This window comes from Parasphingorhabdus sp., assembly GCF_965233695.1.
GTDB lineage: Bacteria > Pseudomonadota > Alphaproteobacteria > Sphingomonadales > Sphingomonadaceae > Parasphingorhabdus.
The window spans coordinates 1,660,043-1,679,460 of the sequence record NZ_OZ247497.1; the positions used below are offsets into that span (position 1 = coordinate 1,660,043).

Genomic DNA, 19,418 nt, shown 5'->3' on the forward strand with positions numbered 1-19,418 from the left:
AAGCGGCAACGTGCAATTACAAAAGTCAACGTTGTCTATTTTTAGGGAAGGGGAGGATTAATCCATGCAGACGCATGAAAATGAACAGACAAATATGGGGTTCATCGCGCTGATCGTGTCGATTGCGACAATCGGCGGATTTTTGTTTGGCTATGACAGCGGGGTAATTAACGGCACTGTCGATGGCCTGAGGGCGGCGTTCAACTCCGATAGTGTCGGTACGGGTTTCAATGTCGCATCCATGTTGCTCGGCTGTGCGGTCGGTGCCTTTGCAGCAGGCAAGTTGTCCGACATGTTCGGGCGGCGAAATCTTTTGCTGGTTGCGGCGATATTCTTTCTTATCAGTGCCTTCGGGTCCGGTATTGCTGGATCATCGATTGAATTTGTCGTCTACCGTATCCTTGGCGGTCTGGCCGTAGGTGCGGCGAGTGTCACTGCGCCTGCCTATGTCAGTGAAGTCACGCCTGCATCAATGCGAGGCCGCTTGTCGAGTATTCAGCAGATCATGATCATTATCGGTCTGACGGCTGCCTTTCTTTCGAACTACTTGCTTGCGGCTGCTGCCGGTGCGTCGACAAATATATTCTGGCTTGGTTATGAAGCATGGCGCTGGATGTTCTGGATTGAAATGATCCCGGCAACGATTTTCCTGCTGGCGCTGTTGGTAATTCCCGAAAGCCCTCGCTTTCTGGTCGTTAAAGGCCGTGATGCGCAGGCAGAGGGCGTGCTCACGCGGTTGTTCGGCGGCGCAGCAGCTGCTTCAAAAGTCAAAGAAATCAGAGCCTCTCTGGCCGATGATCATGCGCCGAAATTCTCCGACCTGATGGACAAGACAACCGGCAAGGTTCGGACGATTGTGTGGGTTGGTATCGGCCTTGCGACTTTCCAGCAACTGGTCGGGATCAATATCGTCTTCTATTATGGCGCGGTGCTTTGGCAGGCGGTTGGTTTCAGCGAAAATGATGCGCTGTTGATCAACATCTTGAGCGGATCCTTGTCGATCATTGCCTGTCTCGCGGCCATTGCCCTGATTGACAAGATCGGTCGCAAGCCCCTGCTGATCATTGGTTCTGCCGGGATGGCAGTGACGCTAGGCATCATGGCGGTAGCCTTTTCCAGCGGGTCTATTGTCGATGGCCAGTTGGTTTTGTCTGACAATGCCGGGACGATCGCGCTGATCAGCGCCAATGCCTATGCGGCCTTGTTCAACTTCAGCTGGGGCCCGGTCATGTGGGTCATGCTGGGTGAGATGTTCCCGAACCAGATCCGCGGATCTGGTCTGGCGGTCAGCGGCCTGGCGCAATGGATGTCCAACTTTGGCATTACCATGGCGTTTCCCATCATGCTGGTCAGCATCGGTTTGGCGGGTGCTTACGGCTTCTATGCACTTTGCGCGGCAATCTCGGTCTTCTTTGTTTACAAGATGGTCAAGGAGACCCGCGGCAAGGAACTGGAAGAGATGGAAGGCTGATCCATTCGAAATTGCGGAAGCTGCGGCCTATGCGCCGGCCGCAGCTCCTGTATACGAATTCAGTCATCAAACTGCAGTTTTTGCAAGCGAGACAACGTTGACAGGATGTTTATGCCGATTAAAAGAAATGGCTCTTCAATCTCGTTTCACGGGCATTTTCATGAGCGCGGCATTTTTGCAAGAAATGCGTCGCCAACAGGGAAAATAGAAATTTGTTGAATTCCCATCCTTCTAACACCTTGCTTCTGTTCGGGGCCACTGGTGACTTGGCGCGGCGTATGCTGTTGCCGTCGCTCTATGCGTTGCATGCCGACGGTCTTATCGCCAAGGATCTAAGGATATTTGGAACCGCACGCAGCGGCCTGAATGACACCGAATATCGTCAGATGATCGGCGAGGCGTTGCACGAGTTTCTTCCCGAAGAACGCAAAAATGCGGCTGATATCGCTCAGTTTCTGGAACGCCTTTTCTATCAGCCACTTGATGCGTCCAAGACCGAAGGTTTTGCGGATCTGGCAGAAAAGCTTGGCGACATTTCGTCTGGCATGTCGATCTTTCTGTCTACCGCACCATTTCTGTTCGAGCCGACGATCAAGGGGCTGCAATCGGCTGGATTGGCCGGCGACAATGTCCGCATCGGGCTGGAAAAACCGCTGGGCAATGATTTTGCGTCCTCGACCGAGATTAACGATGCGGTGGCCGCTGCATTTCCCGAAGACCGGATTTTCCGGATTGATCACTATCTCGGCAAGGAAACCGTGCAGAACATTTTGGCGCTGCGTTTCGCCAACATGATGTTTGAACCGCTTTGGAATGCGGGCGGGATCGATCATGTCCAGATCACCGTGTCGGAAGTCGTCGGTCTGGAAGGACGGCACGGCTTTTACGATGATACCGGCGCTTTGCGCGACATGGTGCAGAACCACATGTTGCAGCTTTTGGCGATTACCGCGATGGAGCCGCCAGCCAATTATGACGCAACCGCCATTCGCGACGAAAAAGTCAAAGTGCTGCGCTCGCTGCGTGCGCTCGACCCTGCGGAAGTCGTTACCGGCCAATATGAAGCCGGCGCGGTAAATGGCGCGGCCGTCGAGGGATATCTGACCGATTTGGGCAACCAATCGACTACGGAAACCTTTGTTGCGCTGAAAGCCCATGTCGACAATTGGCGTTGGCAGGGCGTGCCTTTTTACCTGCGCACCGGGAAACGTCTGGCCGAACGGCGGAGCGAAGTCGTCATCCAGTTTAAGGACGTGCCACACAGCATTTTTGGAGAACGCTCGGGCAAGCCAATAGCCAACCGGCTCGTCATCCGGTTGCAGCCGGAAGAATATGTCCGCCTGCAAGTCATGGCGAAAGAGCCGGGTCTCGACCGCGATGGCATTGTCTTGCGCGAAGTGCCGCTCGACCTGTCTCTGACTCAGGCTTTTGCCAGCGCCCGTCGCCGGATTGCTTATGAACGATTGCTGCTCGACCTGATTGAGGGTGATCAGACCCTGTTCGTCCGCCGCGACGAGGTTGAAGCGCAATGGTCCTGGGTCGATGCCATTCGGAAGATCTGGAGCGATCATGCGGTTGCGCCGAAAAGCTATGGTGCCGGCAGCTGGGGGCCATCGGCCGCGATTGCCCTAACCGAACGGGATGGAGTCAGCTGGCATGAGTGACGCCGCGATATCCGGGAAGGTCACTTGGGCGGACCATACCGATGCCGCAGCGGTCGCTGCGCATCTTGCTGCGGCGATCGAGCGGCGTGGCGCACGCCTATTGGCTGTTCCCGGTGGCAGTACGCCAGTGGCGATATTCGATAAATTATCGACCATGGATCTGCCGTGGGATGCGCTTTCTATCATGCTCACGGATGATCGGGTCGTCGCCAAAGACCATCAGGCCAGCAATTTTGGCCAGCTTGCCAAAGCCTTTGCGAACAGTGACGCAAAGCTTCTCGATCTAACGGAGGGCATGACTCCGCCGCGCGCCGATCTTGTCTGGGTCGGCATGGGGGCTGACGGGCATATTGCTTCGCTGTTTCCGACCATGAAAATCCCGGCAAAGGGTGATGAAGTCGATCCCTTGGTTTTGCGAACCGTGCCTGATCCGCTGCCACCGGAGGCGCCTTTCGAAAGGCTCAGCCTCAACATGGCGGCGCTCATTGATACTGATGAATTGATAATTGTCGTGCGCGGAGCCGATAAGAAAACTATATTGGAACAGGCAATCAAGGAAGAGCATGATTTGCCAATTGCAAAGCTGATCAAGTCCGCTTCCTGCCCGATAACAATTTTTTGGAGCGAGTTATAAGCCTGCACCCCACTCTGGACGCGGTAACCAGCCGCATTATCGAGCGCAGTAAAGCGTCGCGCGCAGCCTATCTCGACCTGATCGACCGCGAAGGCGACAAGGGCGTTCACCGGCCCAACCTGTCCTGCGGCAATCTCGCCCACGGCTTTGCGGCCAGCGGTGATGACAAGCCAGCCATTCGTTCCGGCGCGGCGATGAATATCGGTATTGTCACGGCCTATAATGACATGCTGTCGGCGCATCAGCCCTATGGTCGTTATCCCGAACAGATCAAGATTTTTGCGCGCGAAGCGGGTGCTACGGCTCAGGTTGCGGGCGGCGTTCCGGCGATGTGCGATGGCGTGACGCAGGGACAATTGGGCATGGAGCTCAGCCTATTCAGCCGCGACAATATCGCGATGGGCACGGCCATCGGCCTCAGCCATGGTATGTTCGAGGGCACATTGCTGCTCGGCATTTGCGACAAGATCGTGCCGGGCCTGCTGATCGGCGCCCTGCGCTTTGGCCATTTGCCGACGATATTGGTTCCTGCTGGACCCATGCCATCAGGTCTTGCCAACAAGGAAAAGCAGCGCGTGCGTCAGCTTTATGCCGAAGGCAAGGCGACTAAGGATGAACTGCTCGAAGCGGAAGCGGCAAGCTATCATGGCGCGGGGACCTGCACCTTCTATGGCACCGCCAATTCCAATCAGATGATGATGGAAATGATGGGCCTGCATATTCCCGGCGCAGCCTTTGTCAATCCGGGTACCAAGCTGCGGCAGGAACTGACGCGCGCGGCGGTGCATCAGTTGCCCGCCATCGGCAAAGCCGGAAATGACTATCGCCCGCTGGGCCGTTGTGTCGATGAAAAGGCGATTGTGAATGCGGCGGTGGGGCTATTAGCAACGGGCGGTTCGACCAATCACCTGATCCATCTGCCAGCCATTGCAAGAGCAGCCGGAATAATCATCGACTGGGAAGATTTTGATGCGCTGTCGGCGGTCGTGCCGCTGGTGACCCGCATCTATCCCAATGGCTCTGCCGATGTGAATCATTTCCATGCGGCGGGCGGCATGGCGTTCGTGATCCGCGAACTGCTCGATGCAGGCCTTTTGCATCGTGATATCATGACCGTCGCGGGGAATGATATGGATGCTTATGCGAAAGAAGCGGTGTTGGAAGGTGACAAGGCGGGCTGGAGCGCTGCGCCATCGGAAAGCCGCAATGACGAAATCCTCCGTCCGGTGTCCGATCCGTTTTCGCCCGATGGCGGGATGCGATTGTTGACCGGTAATCTGGGCCGCGCCGCGATAAAAACCAGCGCCGTTGATCCCGGCCGATTGACTGTCGAAGCGCCGGTCCGGGTCTTTGCGGATCAAAATGATATCAAAACCGCCTTTGATGCTGGCGAACTGGACCGCGATGTCATCATCGTCGTCCGCTTTCAGGGACCGCGCGCCAATGGCATGCCGGAGTTGCACAAGCTGACCCCGCCCATGGGCGTATTGCAGGACCGCGGTCACAAGGTCGCATTGCTGACCGATGGACGCATGTCGGGGGCCAGCGGCAAGGTTCCCGCGGCAATCCACTGCTGGCCAGAGGCGAAAGACGGCGGACCTTTGGCAAAATTGCAGGATGGCGATATCGTTCGTATCTGCGCCAAGACGGGCGAGTTGACAGCCATGGTCGACGAAGCAGAATGGCAAGCACGGCCTCTCGCCGAAACACCGGTTGAGAGCGCAGGCACCGGGCGAGAGCTATTCGCCATCATGCGCAACCTTTCTGACAATGCAGAAGCAGGGGCGTCAGCCATGCTCAACCAGGCGGGATTGTAGATTTGACCCGGGAAATTGTGACAGCCGATATTGGCGGCACCCATGCGCGTTTCGCGATTGCCCAGGTGGATGGTCATCATGTCGAGGCCCTGACCGATCAGGTGGTCATGAAAAGCGCCGAACATGCCACCCTGCAAACCGCCTGGGAAGCCTATGCGGACCAGATTGGCCGCGCGCTGCCCAAGGACGGAGCGATTGCGGTTGCTGGTCCGGTCGGCGGGTCGCTGTTGCGCCTGCCCAACAATCCGTGGATTGTCCGGCCCCATGCCATTCCTGCCAAATTGGGGCTTGATCGCTTTTCACTGATCAATGACTTTGGTGCTGTCGCGCATGCCGTCGCCCATCTGAATGGCGATCATCTGGTGCATTGCTGCGGCCCTGAAATATCATTGCCCGCAACCGGACCGATATCGATATTCGGTCCCGGCACCGGCTTGGGAACGGTACAGTTGTTGCGGACCAAAGATGACTATCACGTCATTGAAGCCGAAGGCGGTCATATCGATTTTGCGCCGCTCGACAGCATTGAAGACAAGATATTGCAGACGCTGCGGAAACGCCATCGGCGGGTGTCGGTTGAGCGGATTGTGTCCGGTCCCGGGCTGGTCGCAATCCATGCGGTATTGGCTGATCTGGAGGGCCGGTCTGCCCCGCCCATGAGCGACCGCGAGTTATGGCAGCTGGCATTGGCGGGCAAAGACAGTCTGGCGGCCGCAGCACTCGACCGTTTCTGTCTCAGCCTGGGATCGGTCACAGGCGATCTGGCTTTGGCGCAAGGGGCGAAAGCCGTGGTCATTGGCGGCGGCGTCGGGGCAAGAATTGCCGATATATTGCCGCAATCGGGGTTTTGTGAACGCTTTGTCGCCAAGGGCCGCTTTGAAACGGTTATGCAGAATATTCCGGTCAAGCTGCTGAACCATCCACAGCCGGGTCTTTTTGGTGCGGCATCAGCCTTTTTGCAGGAGCATGAACTTTGAAACCGATTGAGAAACTCATGCGTACCGCACCGGTTATCCCTGTGCTGGTCATCGATGATGTCGCGACGGCGCGTCCGATTGCAGAGGCTTTGGTCGCTGGCGGATTGCCGATTCTGGAAGTCACATTGCGGACCGATTGTGCATTGGAAGCCATTGCCGAAATGAAAAAGGTCGATGGTGCGATTGTCGGTGCCGGAACGGTATTGAATGATGCACAGCTGACATCCGCGATAGATGCCGGTTCGGAATTTATTGTCTCACCGGGCCTGACGGAAGCATTGGTTGAGTCGGCTTTGAAACATGATGTGCCATTGCTTCCCGGTATATCCAATGCCAGCGATATCATGCGCGGTATGGACATGGGGCTGCGCCATTTCAAATTTTTCCCGGCCGAAGCCTCTGGCGGGACGGCTGCCCTGAAGGCCATAGCCGCCCCGTTTAAGGATTGCCTGTTCTGCCCAACCGGCGGCATTGGTCCAAAGACGGCGGGCGATTGGCTGGCTCTGGATGCAGTGCTGTGCGTCGGCGGTAGCTGGGTCGTTCCCAAGGGAACAATTGATTTCGATCTAGTGAAACAATTGGCGCGGACCGCTTCTTCTATTCAGCTCAATTGATATTTGGTGTTACCGCAAAACGGACTTGCGTTGACCAGCGCTCGCCCGGTGCCAATGTCTTCAGGCCTTCGCGATTGACGGCATTGGTCATATGGCTCACCGGCTCGACACAGAAATAATCTTCTCCATCGGGCGCAAAAATATGCGTTTCCGGCAGATCCGTATCCGGCGTCATGGTTAGCTGGTGGGTCGGCCATTCAAACTCCAGTGCTGTTTTGCGACCGGTAAAAACCGTATCGACCGGATCATCTTTCGAAAGGTCATAATATCCGGTGCGGTCGACCCAATGGGTCGGGAGCCCGTCCGCTGTTCCTTCCCAAAAACCGTCGAATATCGTGTGCAATTTGGCATCGGCGCGGGGGAAATACGGATGCAAGCCCAGGCCGGCCGGCATATTGGTTGCGCTGTTGTTGGTGACGGACAGCTCGTGAATATAGCCGTCAGCGGTCAGCTCAATCTCCTGATTACAGACATAGTCCCAAGGCCAGCTGTCGGCATCATGGATATAGCGCAGGTGGAGCTTGTCTCCTGATCGCGCAATCACATCCCAGTGGGCAATCCAGCCATGGCCATGAATAGCATGCTGCGATGATGCGGGCGGGAAGTTTGGCGGCATGGTGACGGCAATATCGCCAAAGGAAAAACGGCCATGCGCAATGCGGTTGGAAAACGGCACCAGCACAAAATTGGCGAGACCAAGCGGTCCGTTATCATTCTCTCTTACAGGATAGAATATTGCGTTCCCGCGCCAGTCAAATCGCAATATCCCGCCCCCGCGAGCAGGATCTATATGCAGGACTATGTCTTGGTTATGTAGCACAATCATTATCCCAATAGGATAAGCGTTTATTGGCTGTCCGAATAGCTAATAAACGGCCCCAGTGCGATCGAACCGCGATATCCGGCCGGCGAGCGATCAAGAAAGCGGATAATGTCACCGGAACACAGCCTGCTGCTCCCATTTTGTGTGACCATGATCAGATTGTCATTGAGGATGGAGGCTCCCCATTTTGGCCGATTGATCCAGATTTTTCGGTTAGGCATTTCATAAGCAATGCCAATGCGATCAATAACCCTGGTAGAGCGCACCTGATTCAGGGAAATGCAGTTGGTCGTTTCAAGAATATCGACGGGCGGAACAAAGATCATTTCTTTCTGGGTGGCGATATTTTCAGCCGTGGTGGACGAGACACAGCCGGCGAGCGCGAATGACAGCAACAACAATCCGACATGCTTCACTTTGCCTGCTCCTGAATCCTGGAATTCCGAAAAGACCCGGAGGAAGGCCGATCTTAACCTTCCTCCGGGAATTCCGATCTTCGGGGAAAGATTCGGAAAATAGGACCCGCAGGGTTCGGGATGGGTCCGATAATTGAGACGTTGTCACTTCTCGAAACCCGCAAATTTTTTCCAAACTTTTTTTGATTGTGACGAAAATTAATGTATCGGAGTGTAAAATTACACAATGACACAGTTGCAAATTACGCTATGGCAGAATCGATATTCGCATTTGCTGGGTCTTGCAGAATGGCATCTACCCGTTCAATAAACCGCGCCGACCCCCAACAGAAGAGATTCTTCAGATTATGGAGCATCAATCACTTCAGGCTGTTTTCCTTGCGCAACGCGACGCGTTGTTGCGGTTTTTAATCGCACGCGGCGCGGGCGACAATGCTGAAGATATATTGCAGGATCTGTGGCTGAAGCTGGCCGATATGGATGATAGCAATATCGCCAGCCCGCTGCCCTATCTTTACCGCGCTGCGAATAACGCGATGCACGACCGCTATCGTAAAGATGACCGTGCGCGACAGCGGGATCATGAATGGAGCGATATCAACAGGGGAACCGGAGAAGCGTCTGACCTGCCGCTTCCTGATCGCGGTTTGATCGCTAGCGAGCGTCTGGCCGCCATTGAAAAACGGATCGGTAAAGAAGGACCACGCGTGTTCGAGATTTTTCGCCGGTTCCGCATTGATGGCATCAGTCAGCGCCAGATTGCCGAGGAAATGGAAATCAGCCTGAGTGCCGTCGAGAAGGATCTGCAAAAAGCCTATCGGGCGGTGACCGAATGGCAAGAGAGGGAAGAGGCGTGATGATGAGCGCGACAATATGCGGGATCGCCGTGCTGGCAACGTCTATGTCTCAGGACATATGTAATGGTTGAAAGACATGACATGATTAAAGATCAGGCCATTGCCTGGGCCATTCGCACCCGCGCGGCCGATTTTGACGAATGGGAAGCGTTTACCGCATGGCTGGAGGAAGATCCTCAGCATAATCTTGCTTATGAAAATGTCTTATCTGCCGAAGACGCGTTTGTTGATCTGGCGGGAAATCCCGGCGATGAAAAAGCTGGCGAAATGTCCCTGCCGCCGCCAGCTAATGATATTCCTGCCAACGATATTTCCGCCAATGATGATTTCATATTAGCCCAAGCCAGACCCAATCGCCGCCGGATGATGGTTGGGGCAATAGCGGCCTCGCTGGTCGTGGCGGTCAGTGCCGGCGTGTGGACGCAGATGCCGCAACCTTATGATGTGATGACTGGTCCCGGGCAGCGAGAGATTGTCGCGCTGCCGGATGGCAGCCAGATCACTGTTAATGGCAACACCAAAATTGCGCTTGATCATAAAAAACCGCGCTATGCGCGATTGGAGCGTGGGGAAGCCTTATTCACCGTTGTCCATGACGACGACAATCCGTTCATCGTCGACACGGGCAGGGTCCGGTTGGTTGATGCTGGCACAGAATTTAATGTGATGCGCAGCGATGAAGCGCTGGATGTTGCGGTTTCCGAAGGATTGGTAATCTACAATCCGGACCGGGAAAATGTCCAGTTGCCTGCGGGCAAACGGCTCTATCGGTCCGCAGCGCAAAACCGGGTCACCGTCTCCGACATCGTGATCGAACAAGTGGGCTCCTGGCGGTCCGGCCGGCTGAGCTTTGCAGACGCAACCATGGGCGAAGTTGCCCAGGCGCTAGACCGCAATCTTGCAGTCGGCATCGCGATCTCTCCCGATATTGCCGAGCAACGGTTTAGCGGGGTGATCCAACTGGATGACCGTGAACCACAGAATATTGATCCAATTGCTGCCGTACTAGGCTTACGTGCGCAAAAACAAGAAAAGGGCTGGATTTTGATCGGGGATGATGCGTTACCATAGCATAGCGGCCGCTGTGCTAGGGGTCATCATTGCATCGCCCGCGCATGCCGACAGTCAGGTGGAGGTAGATATAGCCGCGGGTCGTCTCGACTCCGCGATTTTTGCGCTTGGAAAACAGGCCGGGATCAGCATCGGACTGGCTGATCCGCGTATCGGCGCAAACAAGGTGCCGCGGATCAAGGGACGGATGACCTCCCAGCAAGCGCTGACCCTCTTGCTGGCCGGTACCGGTGCGATACCGCAACGGGTGCATGCCCAGCACTGGCGTATCGTGCGGATGCCGAAGCGGTCCCGGAGGATGACCAATGCGGGGAAAATTACTCCGGTCAAACCGCCGCCTTCGCCCGTCATCCATCCGGATATCATCGTGACAGCACAGCTGGTACGCAACAATATCGAAACCGATCCGGCCGGCAATTTGGTGAGCCTGTCACTGGATGATGTCAGCCCATCGGCGCAGATCCGCGGGACCGATGCATTGCTCGAAACGCTCCCCAACCTGAGCTCGACCCAGTTGGGCCCGGGCCGCAATCGCCTGTTTATCCGCGGTATTGCGGATTCCAGCTTTAACGGACCCAATCAGGCCGTTTCCGGTCAATATCTCGGTGTAGCGCGGCTGAACTATAACGCGCCGGATCCGGATTTGCGGCTCATCGATCTGAGCGCCATCAACGTCTATCAGGGGCCACAGGGCACGCGTTTCGGGGCGGGCACTTTAGGTGGTGTCATCCGGCTTGTTCCCAATGCGGTGCAGCTGGATGAGCTGGGTGGAAAAAGCTCGATCGCGTTGGCAGCAACACAAGATGGTGATCCTTCGGTGGATGCCAATGCGACCTTCAATCTGCCGGTGGTTGACGGTATTATCGGCATCCGGGCCTCGGTCTATGGCGGCCGTCAAGGCGGTTATATCGACGACCGCCGGCGCAGGCTCAGCGATGTCAATCGTATCGATACGGCCGGCGGCCGGTTCATGCTGCGCGCAGATCCCGGCGCTGGCTGGTCGATTGATCTGATGGCCGCGTTTCAGGAAATTGATGGCCGCGATGGCCAATATACCGATCGTTCCGGTGACCGGCTTGATCGCGCGGCGCCCTTTGCTGAACCCTATCGCAACCGCTTTGCACTGGGACAATGGGTGTTCCGCAAGCAGTGGGATGACATGGAATTGATGACCGCGATCAATCTTGTCGACCAGAGAGTGACCGAGACATTTGATCTGACTTTGCCCGCTTTCCTTCCCTTTTTCGAAGAAGCGCCGGGACTGTTTCGCCAGCGTGGCGACATTCGCTTATATACTTCCGAAACGCGATTATCGCGATCACTGGATAATGGCGGAAGCTGGTTTTTGGGCACCAGCCTGATCAACAACCGCTACCGAATACGCCGTGCGGTGGAGAGTGAATTTTTCAGCAACAGCATCGCCGGAATCGAAAACGAAGTCAGCGAAGCTACGGCTTTTGGCGAGGTGATCTGGCCGTTAACGAACCGCCTGATGATCAATGCTGGCAGTCGCATCAGCTATGTGTCGCTGCGGGGCAAGGCGCTGGATGATTCTGACATTTTCCGGTTGAGTGAAACAGAGGATCCCGGGAAGCGCAACCAGACCGCATTTTTGCCATCGGTCGGGGCGCAATATCGTTTCTCTAACAATCTGACCGGCCATATCCGTTATCAAGAGGGCTTTCGCGCTGCCGGTATCGCAGTGCGCGACGGCCAGGTAGAGCGATTCCGCAATGACGATGTCGCTGCAATCGAAGCCGGTTTGGTTTTTAACAGTGGCGGTGAGACCGGATTTGATGCGGGCATCTCGGTGGCGCACACCATGTGGAATGACATGCAGGCGGATCTCATCGGCAGCGACGGCTTGCCGGGCACCCTGAACATCGGCAAAGGCCGGATCTGGACCGTCGATGCGTCGATGAACTGGCGACCGCTACCCGGCTTGTCAGTTGAGGCTAGCGCTATCTGGTCTGACAGTGCTTTGACCGAACCAGCCGAGACAATCTTTGTCAGCGATTCCGATTCCCAATCCGATTTTACCGAGGATCTGCCGGAAGGAACCGTGATCGTTGATAGCGACAATCTGCCCAATGTCGCTGATTTCTCAGGACGATTGGGGGTTAGTTATACCAGCGCATTGTCCGATGAAGCCGATCTCTCGCTATCCGCCTGGGCCCGCTATACGGGCGAATCCCGGCTGGGTATCGGTCCGATCCTCGGCGTGAAACAGGGTGATTATATCGACACAGGCCTGTCGGCGAGCATCGATATCGGTGCCCATTCAATCTGGCTGGAGGGGTCTAATATTTTCAACGCCAGGGGCAATCGCTTTGCCCTGGGTTCGCCGTTCATATTGCCCTTTGGTGAGCAGATTACCCCGCTTCGCCCCCGCACCATCAGAATTGGTTTCGATACCAAATTCTAGGTGGATCGAACGACCTTTCATTAAATTCCAAATATTTCAGGGCGTTGGTAACCTGCGACTCTTTATCTGTCAGCGCATCTTACGGTTCGCCTCTGTTGGTGACGTCTTGTCGAATATCCAAAGCAAGATTTCAGACAAGGACCCCCGATGCGTTTACTTCTCGCCTGTACCAGTCTCACCCCAATTTTGCTGCTGACTGCCGGCCCTGCTTTTGCCGATACCGAAATTAGCACAGCACGGACCACACCGATTGCGACAAGTGACGATGGAGATGATATTCGCATCACCAGTCAGGGTTCGATAAAGCCGTCCAGCGGTACGGCTGTGACGATCGACAGCGACCATGATGTCAACAATCAAGGCACGATCCAGGTTAGCGACGCCAACGGTGCCCGAGCTATTGTCGCAGAGGCGGGGCGTTCCGGCACGATAACGAATAGCGGCTCGATCATCATCGATGAAGATTATACACCGACGGATTCGGATGAAGACGGCGACCTGGATGGTCAGTTCGCGACGGGGCGGGATCGTATTGCTATCCTGACCGAAGGCGCGTTTACCGGGTCTGTTGTAAACAGCGGAACGATCACGGTCGAAGGCAATGACAGCGCCGGGATTTCCCTGCAAGGTCCACTGACCGGATCGCTTAACCAAAGCGGACGGATCACGGTAACCGGAGATGACAGCGTTGGAATCCGCATGGGCGCGGTGTCGGGCGATGTCACCGTCCGCGGTTCGGTGGCTGTACGCGGAGATGGCGCGGTGGGTGTGACGGTAACCGGCCCGGTGGGCGGCGCGCTATTGATTCAGGGCGAGATTAGCGCAAGCGGCTATCGCAGCACCGCCCGTCCCGCCGATGTTTCGGATCTTGATGCTGATGATCTGTTGCAAGGCGGACCGGCGCTGGCGATTTCCGATGATGTGGCCGGCGGAATTCTGTTCGATGTCCGGCCAGCCAATAATGATCCCGACGAAGATGACGAAGATGGCGACGGCATTGATGATGACAAGGAAGGCAATGCTGCGGTTACATCTTTTGGTGAAGCACCCGCGGTCCAGATTGGCTCGACGAGCGACACGGTGACCATCGGCGCGGTCGCGGGAGATGCCGCTGATGGCAACGGGGTGGTGATTAACGGCACCATCCGCGGCAGGGGTGTCTATGACGGTGTCGCTGGCAACGGATTGCGTATCGGCGGTCTCGGCGGTGTTACGGAGATTGCGGGTGGCGTTCTTATCAATGGATCAGTAACTGCCGCGTCCTTTGACGACGATGCCACTGCCATACGCATCGGCGATCGCACCACCGTGCCAACCCTTACCAATAATGGCGAGATCGCCGCGGAGGGTGGCGATGCCGCCAGTTCGGCAGTGCATGCCATTGTGATTGATGAAGATGGATCGCTCGAATCGCTGGTCAATACCCGGACCATCAGCGCCGCCGCCGCAGAGGAAGGCGCCGCTGGTGCAATTATCGATCGCTCCGGCACGCTGGGCTCGATCCAGAATAGCGGCACGATCAGAGCGGTCAGCGAAGATGATGGTGTCGGAAAGGCGATTGCGATTGACCTGTCTGAAAATAACAGCGGTGCCACGGTCCGGCAATTTGCACGGGACAAAGCGGCAGAGCCAGCCATAGTCGGTGAAGTCCGCTTTGGTTCCGGCAATGACATATTTGATATTGCCGGCGGTACTGTCGACGGCCGGCTGGATTTTGGCGGTGGTGCTGATCGTTTGACGGTGTCCGAGGGCGCGGCGTTTCGCGGCGCGCTGGCTGGTACAACGGGCGCTGCGATTAATGTCAACGGCGGCACATTTGTCGCGACCAACGCGACCGGTGTCGACATGCGGTCGCTTGATGTGACCGATGGAGGCACGCTGGGCGTGACGATTGATGGGCGGTCGGGCAATTTTACTCAGTTCCGTGTTACCGATACCGCCAGTTTTGAAGCCGGCACTCAATTGGAAATTGATCTGGTCAGTGTCTCTGAGTCCGAAGGGCGTTATCAGATTGTCGATGCCGCCACTTTGACCGGCAGTGCCAATCTCACCTCTGATGGCATAGTTACAGCCTATATGTTTAAAAGCAGCGTGTCCGGCGATGATGACGAGGGCGCGGTTTGGGTTGATATCGAACGGAAGACCGCGGCGGAATTGAATCTCACACAATCGCAGGCGAGCGCTTATGACGAGATATTCAAGGTGCTCGACAATGACGAAGCGGTCGCCTCCGGCTTTCTGAGCGCTACGACGGCGGAGATATTTGACGAGACCATCCAGCAGATGCTGCCCGATCATGCCGGCGGCGTTTTTGCCACGGTCAGCCAGGGATCCCGCTCCACCGCCCGTTTCCTGACCGATCCGGTTGCGCCTTATAGCGATCAGGGTGGCTGGGGTTTCTGGTTGCAGCAAACGGTGTGGGATCTGTCCAAGGATCGCGGCCAGACCGACAGCTATGATATTACCGGCCTCGGTACGACCGCCGGTATTGAGGTAGAGGCAGGCCGTATCGGGAATTTCGGTATTTCGCTGGGCTATCTCAACAGCAATGACAGTGATGATGATGCGGCGAATGAAGTCGATAGCGACCAATATGAATTTGCCGCTTACTGGCGGGCACGGTGGGGCGGCCTGCGCGCCTTTGCCAGAGGTTCTTACGCCAAGGTCGAATTTGAATCGCAGCGCCGCTTCGAGACGAAAGCCGAGGGTGATGACCAGCCAGCGCCACGTTTTGCTGTCGCGGACTGGTCGGGTGATCTTTACAGCCTCGCCGGCGGGCTCGCCTATGAACTGGAGATCGGTCGCTTTGCCCTGCGCCCGATGGTATCGGTCGATTATTATAACCTCAAAGAGGAAGGCTATACCGAAACCGAAGGCGGCGATGCTTTTAATCTGATCGTTGAAGATCGTGACAGCGACGAACTTGCGCTGAACACAACATTGGCAGCTGCCTTGAACTTTGGCGATACTGACCGCGATGGTGTCTGGTTCCGTGCCGAGGTGGAAGGCGGTTATCGGCAGATCATCGGTGGCGAGCTTGGCGATACCATTGCCAGATTCGAAGATGGCGATGCCTTTACACTGTCCCCGGATACCCGCACTGATGGTTGGCTAGCCGGTCTGCGGCTGGTCAGCGGGTCGGGCAATCTTTTGTTCGCTGGTGAAGTGAGCGCGGAGGAACAGTTGCAGGATGACGTCTCGCTGGGCGTACGGCTTTCCTTGCGGATCGGTTTTTGATCCTGACGAAATTCGCGATATCCGAACGGGAATCGTAATATCTTTGTGCCGGAGGCGCGCGATGGACTCGCCATATCCATCGCGAGCCGCCGGCTTTTTGTTCTTCATGGGTAATTCTGGCACGGAATCTATCAGGCTATTTTTGACAAAAACGGCCTGAATTGCGCCAAAATAGCAAAAATCTCCAGGCAATTGCCAAATCGCAACAAGCGGACCGGCGAATCGGCATAGCAAAGGGATGTCGCATGAAGCGGCATATAACAGGGCCTCTTTACCCCCTTCCTTGTTTGTTCAGGGAAAGATGAGATGCCTTAGACCCTAAGGAGAATATCGATGAAAATGACTAAAGTATTGGCGGCATCTGCTGCTGTAGCTGCTTTGGCCGTTGGCGCCCCTGCCATGGCTCAGCAAAATCAAGGCAATGACGTTTATGACAACGCTGACTCGCTCGTCATCAACGATCTGCTTGATATTTATCTTGCACAAGATGCCAGCACAACAAATACGCTGGATGACATCAACAGCAACAACAACAACAACAACGATCTTGTTGTCGCTACGCAAACGCTGACGGCATATAACACCAACTCTCAGATGGACGAACTCATCGATCTGGATGGTGAAGATGGTACACCGGCTCCAGTCGGTTATAACAGCGGCGACAACTATGTTCGCGGCAATGCCTTCGCAGCTTTTGCGGGTATCCTGAACCAATCATGGAATACCGGCGTCAACAACAACAACCAGGCTGCAACCAACATTGCAGCACAAGGCTCCATCAACTTCGGTGATGGTGCTGGTGAAGCGGCTGCCGGCGGCGGTGGCGGCGATTAATCGCTACTTGTTGACTTGATGAAGAGCGGGCCGGTTTCAGTTCGATGGATCCGGCCCCTCCATCCCCCCAAACATCCGCATCCCCAACCGGGAGTAAAGACGATGAAAAAGCATTTTTGGCTTCTTACGATAGCCCCTTTGGCCATGACCGCCTCCCATGCGAGCGCGCAGGTCACGGATCAGAGCGCTGCGCCCCAGGCACCCGCGACTACCGCGCAGCCATCTGAATCCCCGCTAATGTCGCTGGACGAGCTCAATGAGCTGCGCGGCGGCACGCAAATAGCGATCAACGAACAAACTTTTAATTCGGACAATACCGGCAATACGATCAACGGCGACTTTACTGCTGGCGATGTCAACCTGTCGGACAACTCGCTGTCCAGTTTTAACGGTCTTGGTAATATTGTGATCAACACCGGCGCACAGTCTGCACTCCAGGCTGGCCTGGCGGTGACGATCAATATTACCGATTAGGTAAGGTATCGGCCATGACCCTCACTCCCCCCATCAAAAATGGCCAATACCCAGCCTTTCCGCCCTTCAAGAGCGGCTTGAAATCTTTCTTGAAGGGCGGACTGCTGGCCCTGACCGGTGCCAGCCTGTTTTGCAGCTCTATTGCGCAAGCCGAAGTCCGCTTGGCACGGGAATCAAGTGGCGGCGACTATTATGTCAACGTCATGACCTGGTGGGATATCCCGTTCCGTTCCGTCATTCGCCAGCGCTATGATTTCAGCTGCGGTTCCGCGGCGATCGCGACCTTGCTTACCTATCATTACGAGCGGCCCACAAGCGAACGCACGCCGTTCAAGGCGATGTGGGACTTGGGTGACAAAGAAGAAATCAAGAAGGTCGGCTTTTCGATGCTCGACATGCGCAATTATCTGAAATCCATCGGTTATCGTGCCGAGGGGTTCAAACTGAAACCGGGGCAGCTTATCCAGGTGAAGCGCCCGGTGATTGTGCTGCTCGACATTGATGGCTTCAAACATTTTGTCGTGGTCAAGGGCCAGACCAAAGATCAGGTGCTGGTCGGTGATTCCGTGCTCGGCATCAACAAATATTCCTATGAGGATTTTCACAAATATTGGAACGGGATTGCCTTGGCCATCGTCGATGGCCCGATAACCAAGCGGCCCGCCTATAATCTTGCAGGTGACTGGAATCCCTGGTCCACTGCGCCGACCGATCAGGTATCGGCCATGGCTGATATCGGCAATCTAACCAATCACCTTCCCCCCCTGTACCAGATCTCGCCGGAATTTCTTCTCGACGTGCGGGTCGGTACCGTCAGATGAGAGATAAGTCATGAGCTACAGACATAGATATTTCGCCACGGTCGCCTGCATCGCGTCCTTCACCGCGATGCTAGTACCCCAGACTGCCAAAGCTGACCCCGCGGCGGCGGTCGGTCTGCCCGCACTTGTTCCGGACGAAGATCTGGACAAGTTGCGTGGCGGGTTTGTCGTCAACGGGTTGGGGGTCAATTTCGGCGCCGATATCCGCACCTATGTTAATGGCGAGCTGTTGCTGCAGACGGTGCTGAACCTGAACGACGATGGCGCACACACCACCCAGACAGCCGCTGCCGGACTGAGCCCGGTCGATGTCTCTTCGCTGCAAAACGGTATATTATCCAACGGCAATATCCGTATGAAAGTCGGCGATACCCCGGTCTATCTGCTCAACAACGGGCAAACCGCGATCGTTCACGAGACCACCAATGGTGTCCAGAATATGCTGATCAACACGGCCAACGGTTTTGAAGCGGTGCAGGAAGTGGACGCGACGCTCAATCTTTCCGGTTATGAAAGTTTCAATAACGATCTGATGATGGACCGCATTGGCAGCGCGCTACAGGATATTGCCGGTCAAGCAGGGATCGGGGCCCTCGGAAACTGATTCGGATCTGAGGAGAAAGTGACCGGTTGCCAATCCTGCCGGTCCTTTACTGAAAGCGCTGTGAACCATCACGCGGGTTCGCGGCGCTTTTTTTGACTACCCAATTGATGTTCAATCACATGCAGGTTCCATCCGTAACAACCCGGCCTGGACGGCGCAGGCGACCATATGTGTCCGGTTACGCGCGCGTAGTTTCAGCCGGGCACATTCCACATGCCGATCCACTGTGCGCGGCGAGATGTTGATATGGCGGGCGACTTCCTTGGCGGACAGGCCGCGGGTGACATATTCCAGTATTTCCAGCTCCCTTCGCGTGAGCAAGGAGTCCTTATTCAGGGCGAGTGATTCTGGCATGTTAAGCATAACCTTTCTGAAAGACTTGCGCCGCTTCGCGCTGGATGGGCGGGCAGGCAAGGGGGGCGTCACAAAACGGGGGCCGCACAATTGTGCAGCCCCAAGGCAAGAGGAAATAGTGAGGCTATTTCGTCTCGAGGGAGGTCGTAAGGGTCGTGTGATAAAATTAAACTCAGTTTGCTGTCCGCGCATCGGCGGTCAGGATCGAAATTCTTTGCGCGAGATTTGTCAGGGCTTCTGCGTACCTCTCATCAACATAATCGTTGATCCCGCGTTTCAGGATGCCGGCGGCGATGCCGGGCAGCGCGCAAGAGATCCTTGCCTT

The 19,418-nt window shown here is 55.8% G+C and carries 17 protein-coding genes; 14 read left to right on the forward strand and 3 right to left on the reverse strand.

What is annotated here, in order from left to right; translation table 11 throughout:
- The first annotated feature begins 64 nt into the window (after positions 1 to 64).
- From ACO6S1_RS07895 to eda, 6 genes are all read left to right on the forward strand, one after another.
- Complete coding sequence (locus tag ACO6S1_RS07895) at positions 65 to 1,471, forward strand: sugar porter family MFS transporter (RefSeq protein WP_422345767.1); 1,407 nt, start codon at positions 65 to 67, stop codon at positions 1,469 to 1,471.
- Between the two features lie 215 nt (positions 1,472 to 1,686).
- Complete coding sequence (zwf, locus tag ACO6S1_RS07900) at positions 1,687 to 3,135, forward strand: glucose-6-phosphate dehydrogenase (RefSeq protein WP_422346159.1); 1,449 nt, start codon at positions 1,687 to 1,689, stop codon at positions 3,133 to 3,135.
- Positions 3,128 to 3,769 carry a 6-phosphogluconolactonase gene (locus ACO6S1_RS07905; RefSeq protein ID WP_422345768.1) on the forward strand — a complete coding sequence of 214 codons (642 nt, stop codon included), beginning with the start codon at positions 3,128 to 3,130 and terminating at the stop codon, positions 3,767 to 3,769. Before zwf ends, ACO6S1_RS07905 begins: the two co-directional genes overlap by 8 nt.
- A complete protein-coding gene (edd, locus tag ACO6S1_RS07910) occupies positions 3,766 to 5,586 on the forward strand; it encodes a phosphogluconate dehydratase (RefSeq protein WP_422346160.1) in 1,821 nt (606 codons plus the stop codon). The genes ACO6S1_RS07905 and edd overlap by 4 nt, the downstream gene beginning before the upstream one ends.
- A gap of 2 nt (positions 5,587 to 5,588) precedes the next feature.
- Positions 5,589 to 6,563 carry a glucokinase gene (locus ACO6S1_RS07915; protein ID WP_422345769.1) on the forward strand — a complete coding sequence of 325 codons (975 nt, stop codon included), beginning with the start codon at positions 5,589 to 5,591 and terminating at the stop codon, positions 6,561 to 6,563.
- Positions 6,560 to 7,177, forward strand: a complete 618-nt coding sequence (eda, locus tag ACO6S1_RS07920) for a bifunctional 4-hydroxy-2-oxoglutarate aldolase/2-dehydro-3-deoxy-phosphogluconate aldolase (protein ID WP_422345770.1) — start codon at positions 6,560 to 6,562, stop codon at positions 7,175 to 7,177. The genes ACO6S1_RS07915 and eda overlap by 4 nt, the downstream gene beginning before the upstream one ends.
- On the opposite strand, the gene ACO6S1_RS07925 is transcribed toward eda, so the two are convergent.
- Positions 7,170 to 7,997 carry an aldose 1-epimerase gene (locus ACO6S1_RS07925; RefSeq protein ID WP_422345771.1) on the reverse strand — a complete coding sequence of 276 codons (828 nt, stop codon included), beginning with the start codon at positions 7,995 to 7,997 and terminating at the stop codon, positions 7,170 to 7,172. The genes eda and ACO6S1_RS07925 overlap by 8 nt on opposite strands.
- Positions 7,998 to 8,023: 26 nt before the next feature.
- Entirely contained in the window at positions 8,024 to 8,416 is a 393-nt protein-coding gene (locus ACO6S1_RS07930; protein WP_422345772.1) for a hypothetical protein, read from the reverse strand.
- A gap of 347 nt (positions 8,417 to 8,763) precedes the next feature.
- On the opposite strand from ACO6S1_RS07930, the gene ACO6S1_RS07935 reads away from it, so the two are divergent.
- The 8 genes from ACO6S1_RS07935 to ACO6S1_RS07970 all read left to right on the forward strand — a co-directional run bounded on the left by ACO6S1_RS07935 (position 8,764) and on the right by ACO6S1_RS07970 (position 18,739).
- On the forward strand, positions 8,764 to 9,273 hold the full coding sequence (locus ACO6S1_RS07935; RefSeq protein WP_422345773.1) for an RNA polymerase sigma factor: 510 nt from the start codon (positions 8,764 to 8,766) through the stop codon (positions 9,271 to 9,273).
- Between the two features lie 63 nt (positions 9,274 to 9,336).
- Positions 9,337 to 10,344 carry a FecR family protein gene (locus ACO6S1_RS07940; protein ID WP_422345774.1) on the forward strand — a complete coding sequence of 336 codons (1,008 nt, stop codon included), beginning with the start codon at positions 9,337 to 9,339 and terminating at the stop codon, positions 10,342 to 10,344.
- A complete protein-coding gene (locus tag ACO6S1_RS07945; RefSeq protein WP_422345775.1) occupies positions 10,328 to 12,769 on the forward strand; it encodes a TonB-dependent receptor in 2,442 nt (813 codons plus the stop codon). The genes ACO6S1_RS07940 and ACO6S1_RS07945 overlap by 17 nt, the downstream gene beginning before the upstream one ends.
- Before the next feature lie 147 nt (positions 12,770 to 12,916).
- A complete protein-coding gene (locus tag ACO6S1_RS07950) occupies positions 12,917 to 16,006 on the forward strand; it encodes an autotransporter outer membrane beta-barrel domain-containing protein (RefSeq protein WP_422345776.1) in 3,090 nt (1,029 codons plus the stop codon).
- Between the two features lie 333 nt (positions 16,007 to 16,339).
- Complete coding sequence (locus tag ACO6S1_RS07955) at positions 16,340 to 16,840, forward strand: hypothetical protein (protein WP_422345777.1); 501 nt, start codon at positions 16,340 to 16,342, stop codon at positions 16,838 to 16,840.
- Positions 16,841 to 16,942: 102 nt separating this feature from the next.
- Entirely contained in the window at positions 16,943 to 17,314 is a 372-nt protein-coding gene (locus ACO6S1_RS07960; protein ID WP_422345778.1) for a hypothetical protein, read from the forward strand.
- 14 nt (positions 17,315 to 17,328) lie between these two features.
- Positions 17,329 to 18,135 (forward strand): C39 family peptidase, encoded by an 807-nt coding sequence (locus ACO6S1_RS07965; protein ID WP_422345779.1) that lies wholly within the window; start codon positions 17,329 to 17,331, stop codon positions 18,133 to 18,135.
- Positions 18,136 to 18,145: 10 nt separating this feature from the next.
- Positions 18,146 to 18,739, forward strand: a complete 594-nt coding sequence (locus tag ACO6S1_RS07970; protein ID WP_422345780.1) for a hypothetical protein — start codon at positions 18,146 to 18,148, stop codon at positions 18,737 to 18,739.
- Between the two features lie 111 nt (positions 18,740 to 18,850).
- Here the strand turns inward: ACO6S1_RS07970 and ACO6S1_RS07975 are convergent, their stop codons facing one another.
- A complete protein-coding gene (locus ACO6S1_RS07975; protein WP_422345781.1) occupies positions 18,851 to 19,093 on the reverse strand; it encodes a response regulator transcription factor in 243 nt (80 codons plus the stop codon).
- Positions 19,094 to 19,418 lie beyond the last annotated feature (325 nt).

What these genes read in the sequence shown, in the direction of transcription:
- ACO6S1_RS07955 (WP_422345777.1), top strand. Translation starts at nt 16,340, where the DNA reads ATGAAAATGACTAAAGTATTGGCGGCATCTGCTGCTGTAGCTGCTTTG.
- ACO6S1_RS07960 (WP_422345778.1), top strand. Translation starts at nt 16,943, where the DNA reads ATGAAAAAGCATTTTTGGCTTCTTACGATAGCCCCTTTGGCCATGACC.
- ACO6S1_RS07970 (WP_422345780.1), top strand. Translation starts at nt 18,146, where the DNA reads ATGAGCTACAGACATAGATATTTCGCCACGGTCGCCTGCATCGCGTCC.
- ACO6S1_RS07905 (WP_422345768.1), top strand. Translation starts at nt 3,128, where the DNA reads ATGAGTGACGCCGCGATATCCGGGAAGGTCACTTGGGCGGACCATACC.
- ACO6S1_RS07945 (WP_422345775.1), top strand. Translation starts at nt 10,328, where the DNA reads ATGATGCGTTACCATAGCATAGCGGCCGCTGTGCTAGGGGTCATCATT.
- ACO6S1_RS07950 (WP_422345776.1), top strand. Translation starts at nt 12,917, where the DNA reads ATGCGTTTACTTCTCGCCTGTACCAGTCTCACCCCAATTTTGCTGCTG.
- ACO6S1_RS07940 (WP_422345774.1), top strand. Translation starts at nt 9,337, where the DNA reads ATGGTTGAAAGACATGACATGATTAAAGATCAGGCCATTGCCTGGGCC.
- ACO6S1_RS07975 (WP_422345781.1), bottom strand. Translation starts at nt 19,093, where the DNA reads ATGCCAGAATCACTCGCCCTGAATAAGGACTCCTTGCTCACGCGAAGG.
- ACO6S1_RS07895 (WP_422345767.1), top strand. Translation starts at nt 65, where the DNA reads ATGCAGACGCATGAAAATGAACAGACAAATATGGGGTTCATCGCGCTG.
- ACO6S1_RS07965 (WP_422345779.1), top strand. Translation starts at nt 17,329, where the DNA reads ATGACCCTCACTCCCCCCATCAAAAATGGCCAATACCCAGCCTTTCCG.
- ACO6S1_RS07935 (WP_422345773.1), top strand. Translation starts at nt 8,764, where the DNA reads ATGGAGCATCAATCACTTCAGGCTGTTTTCCTTGCGCAACGCGACGCG.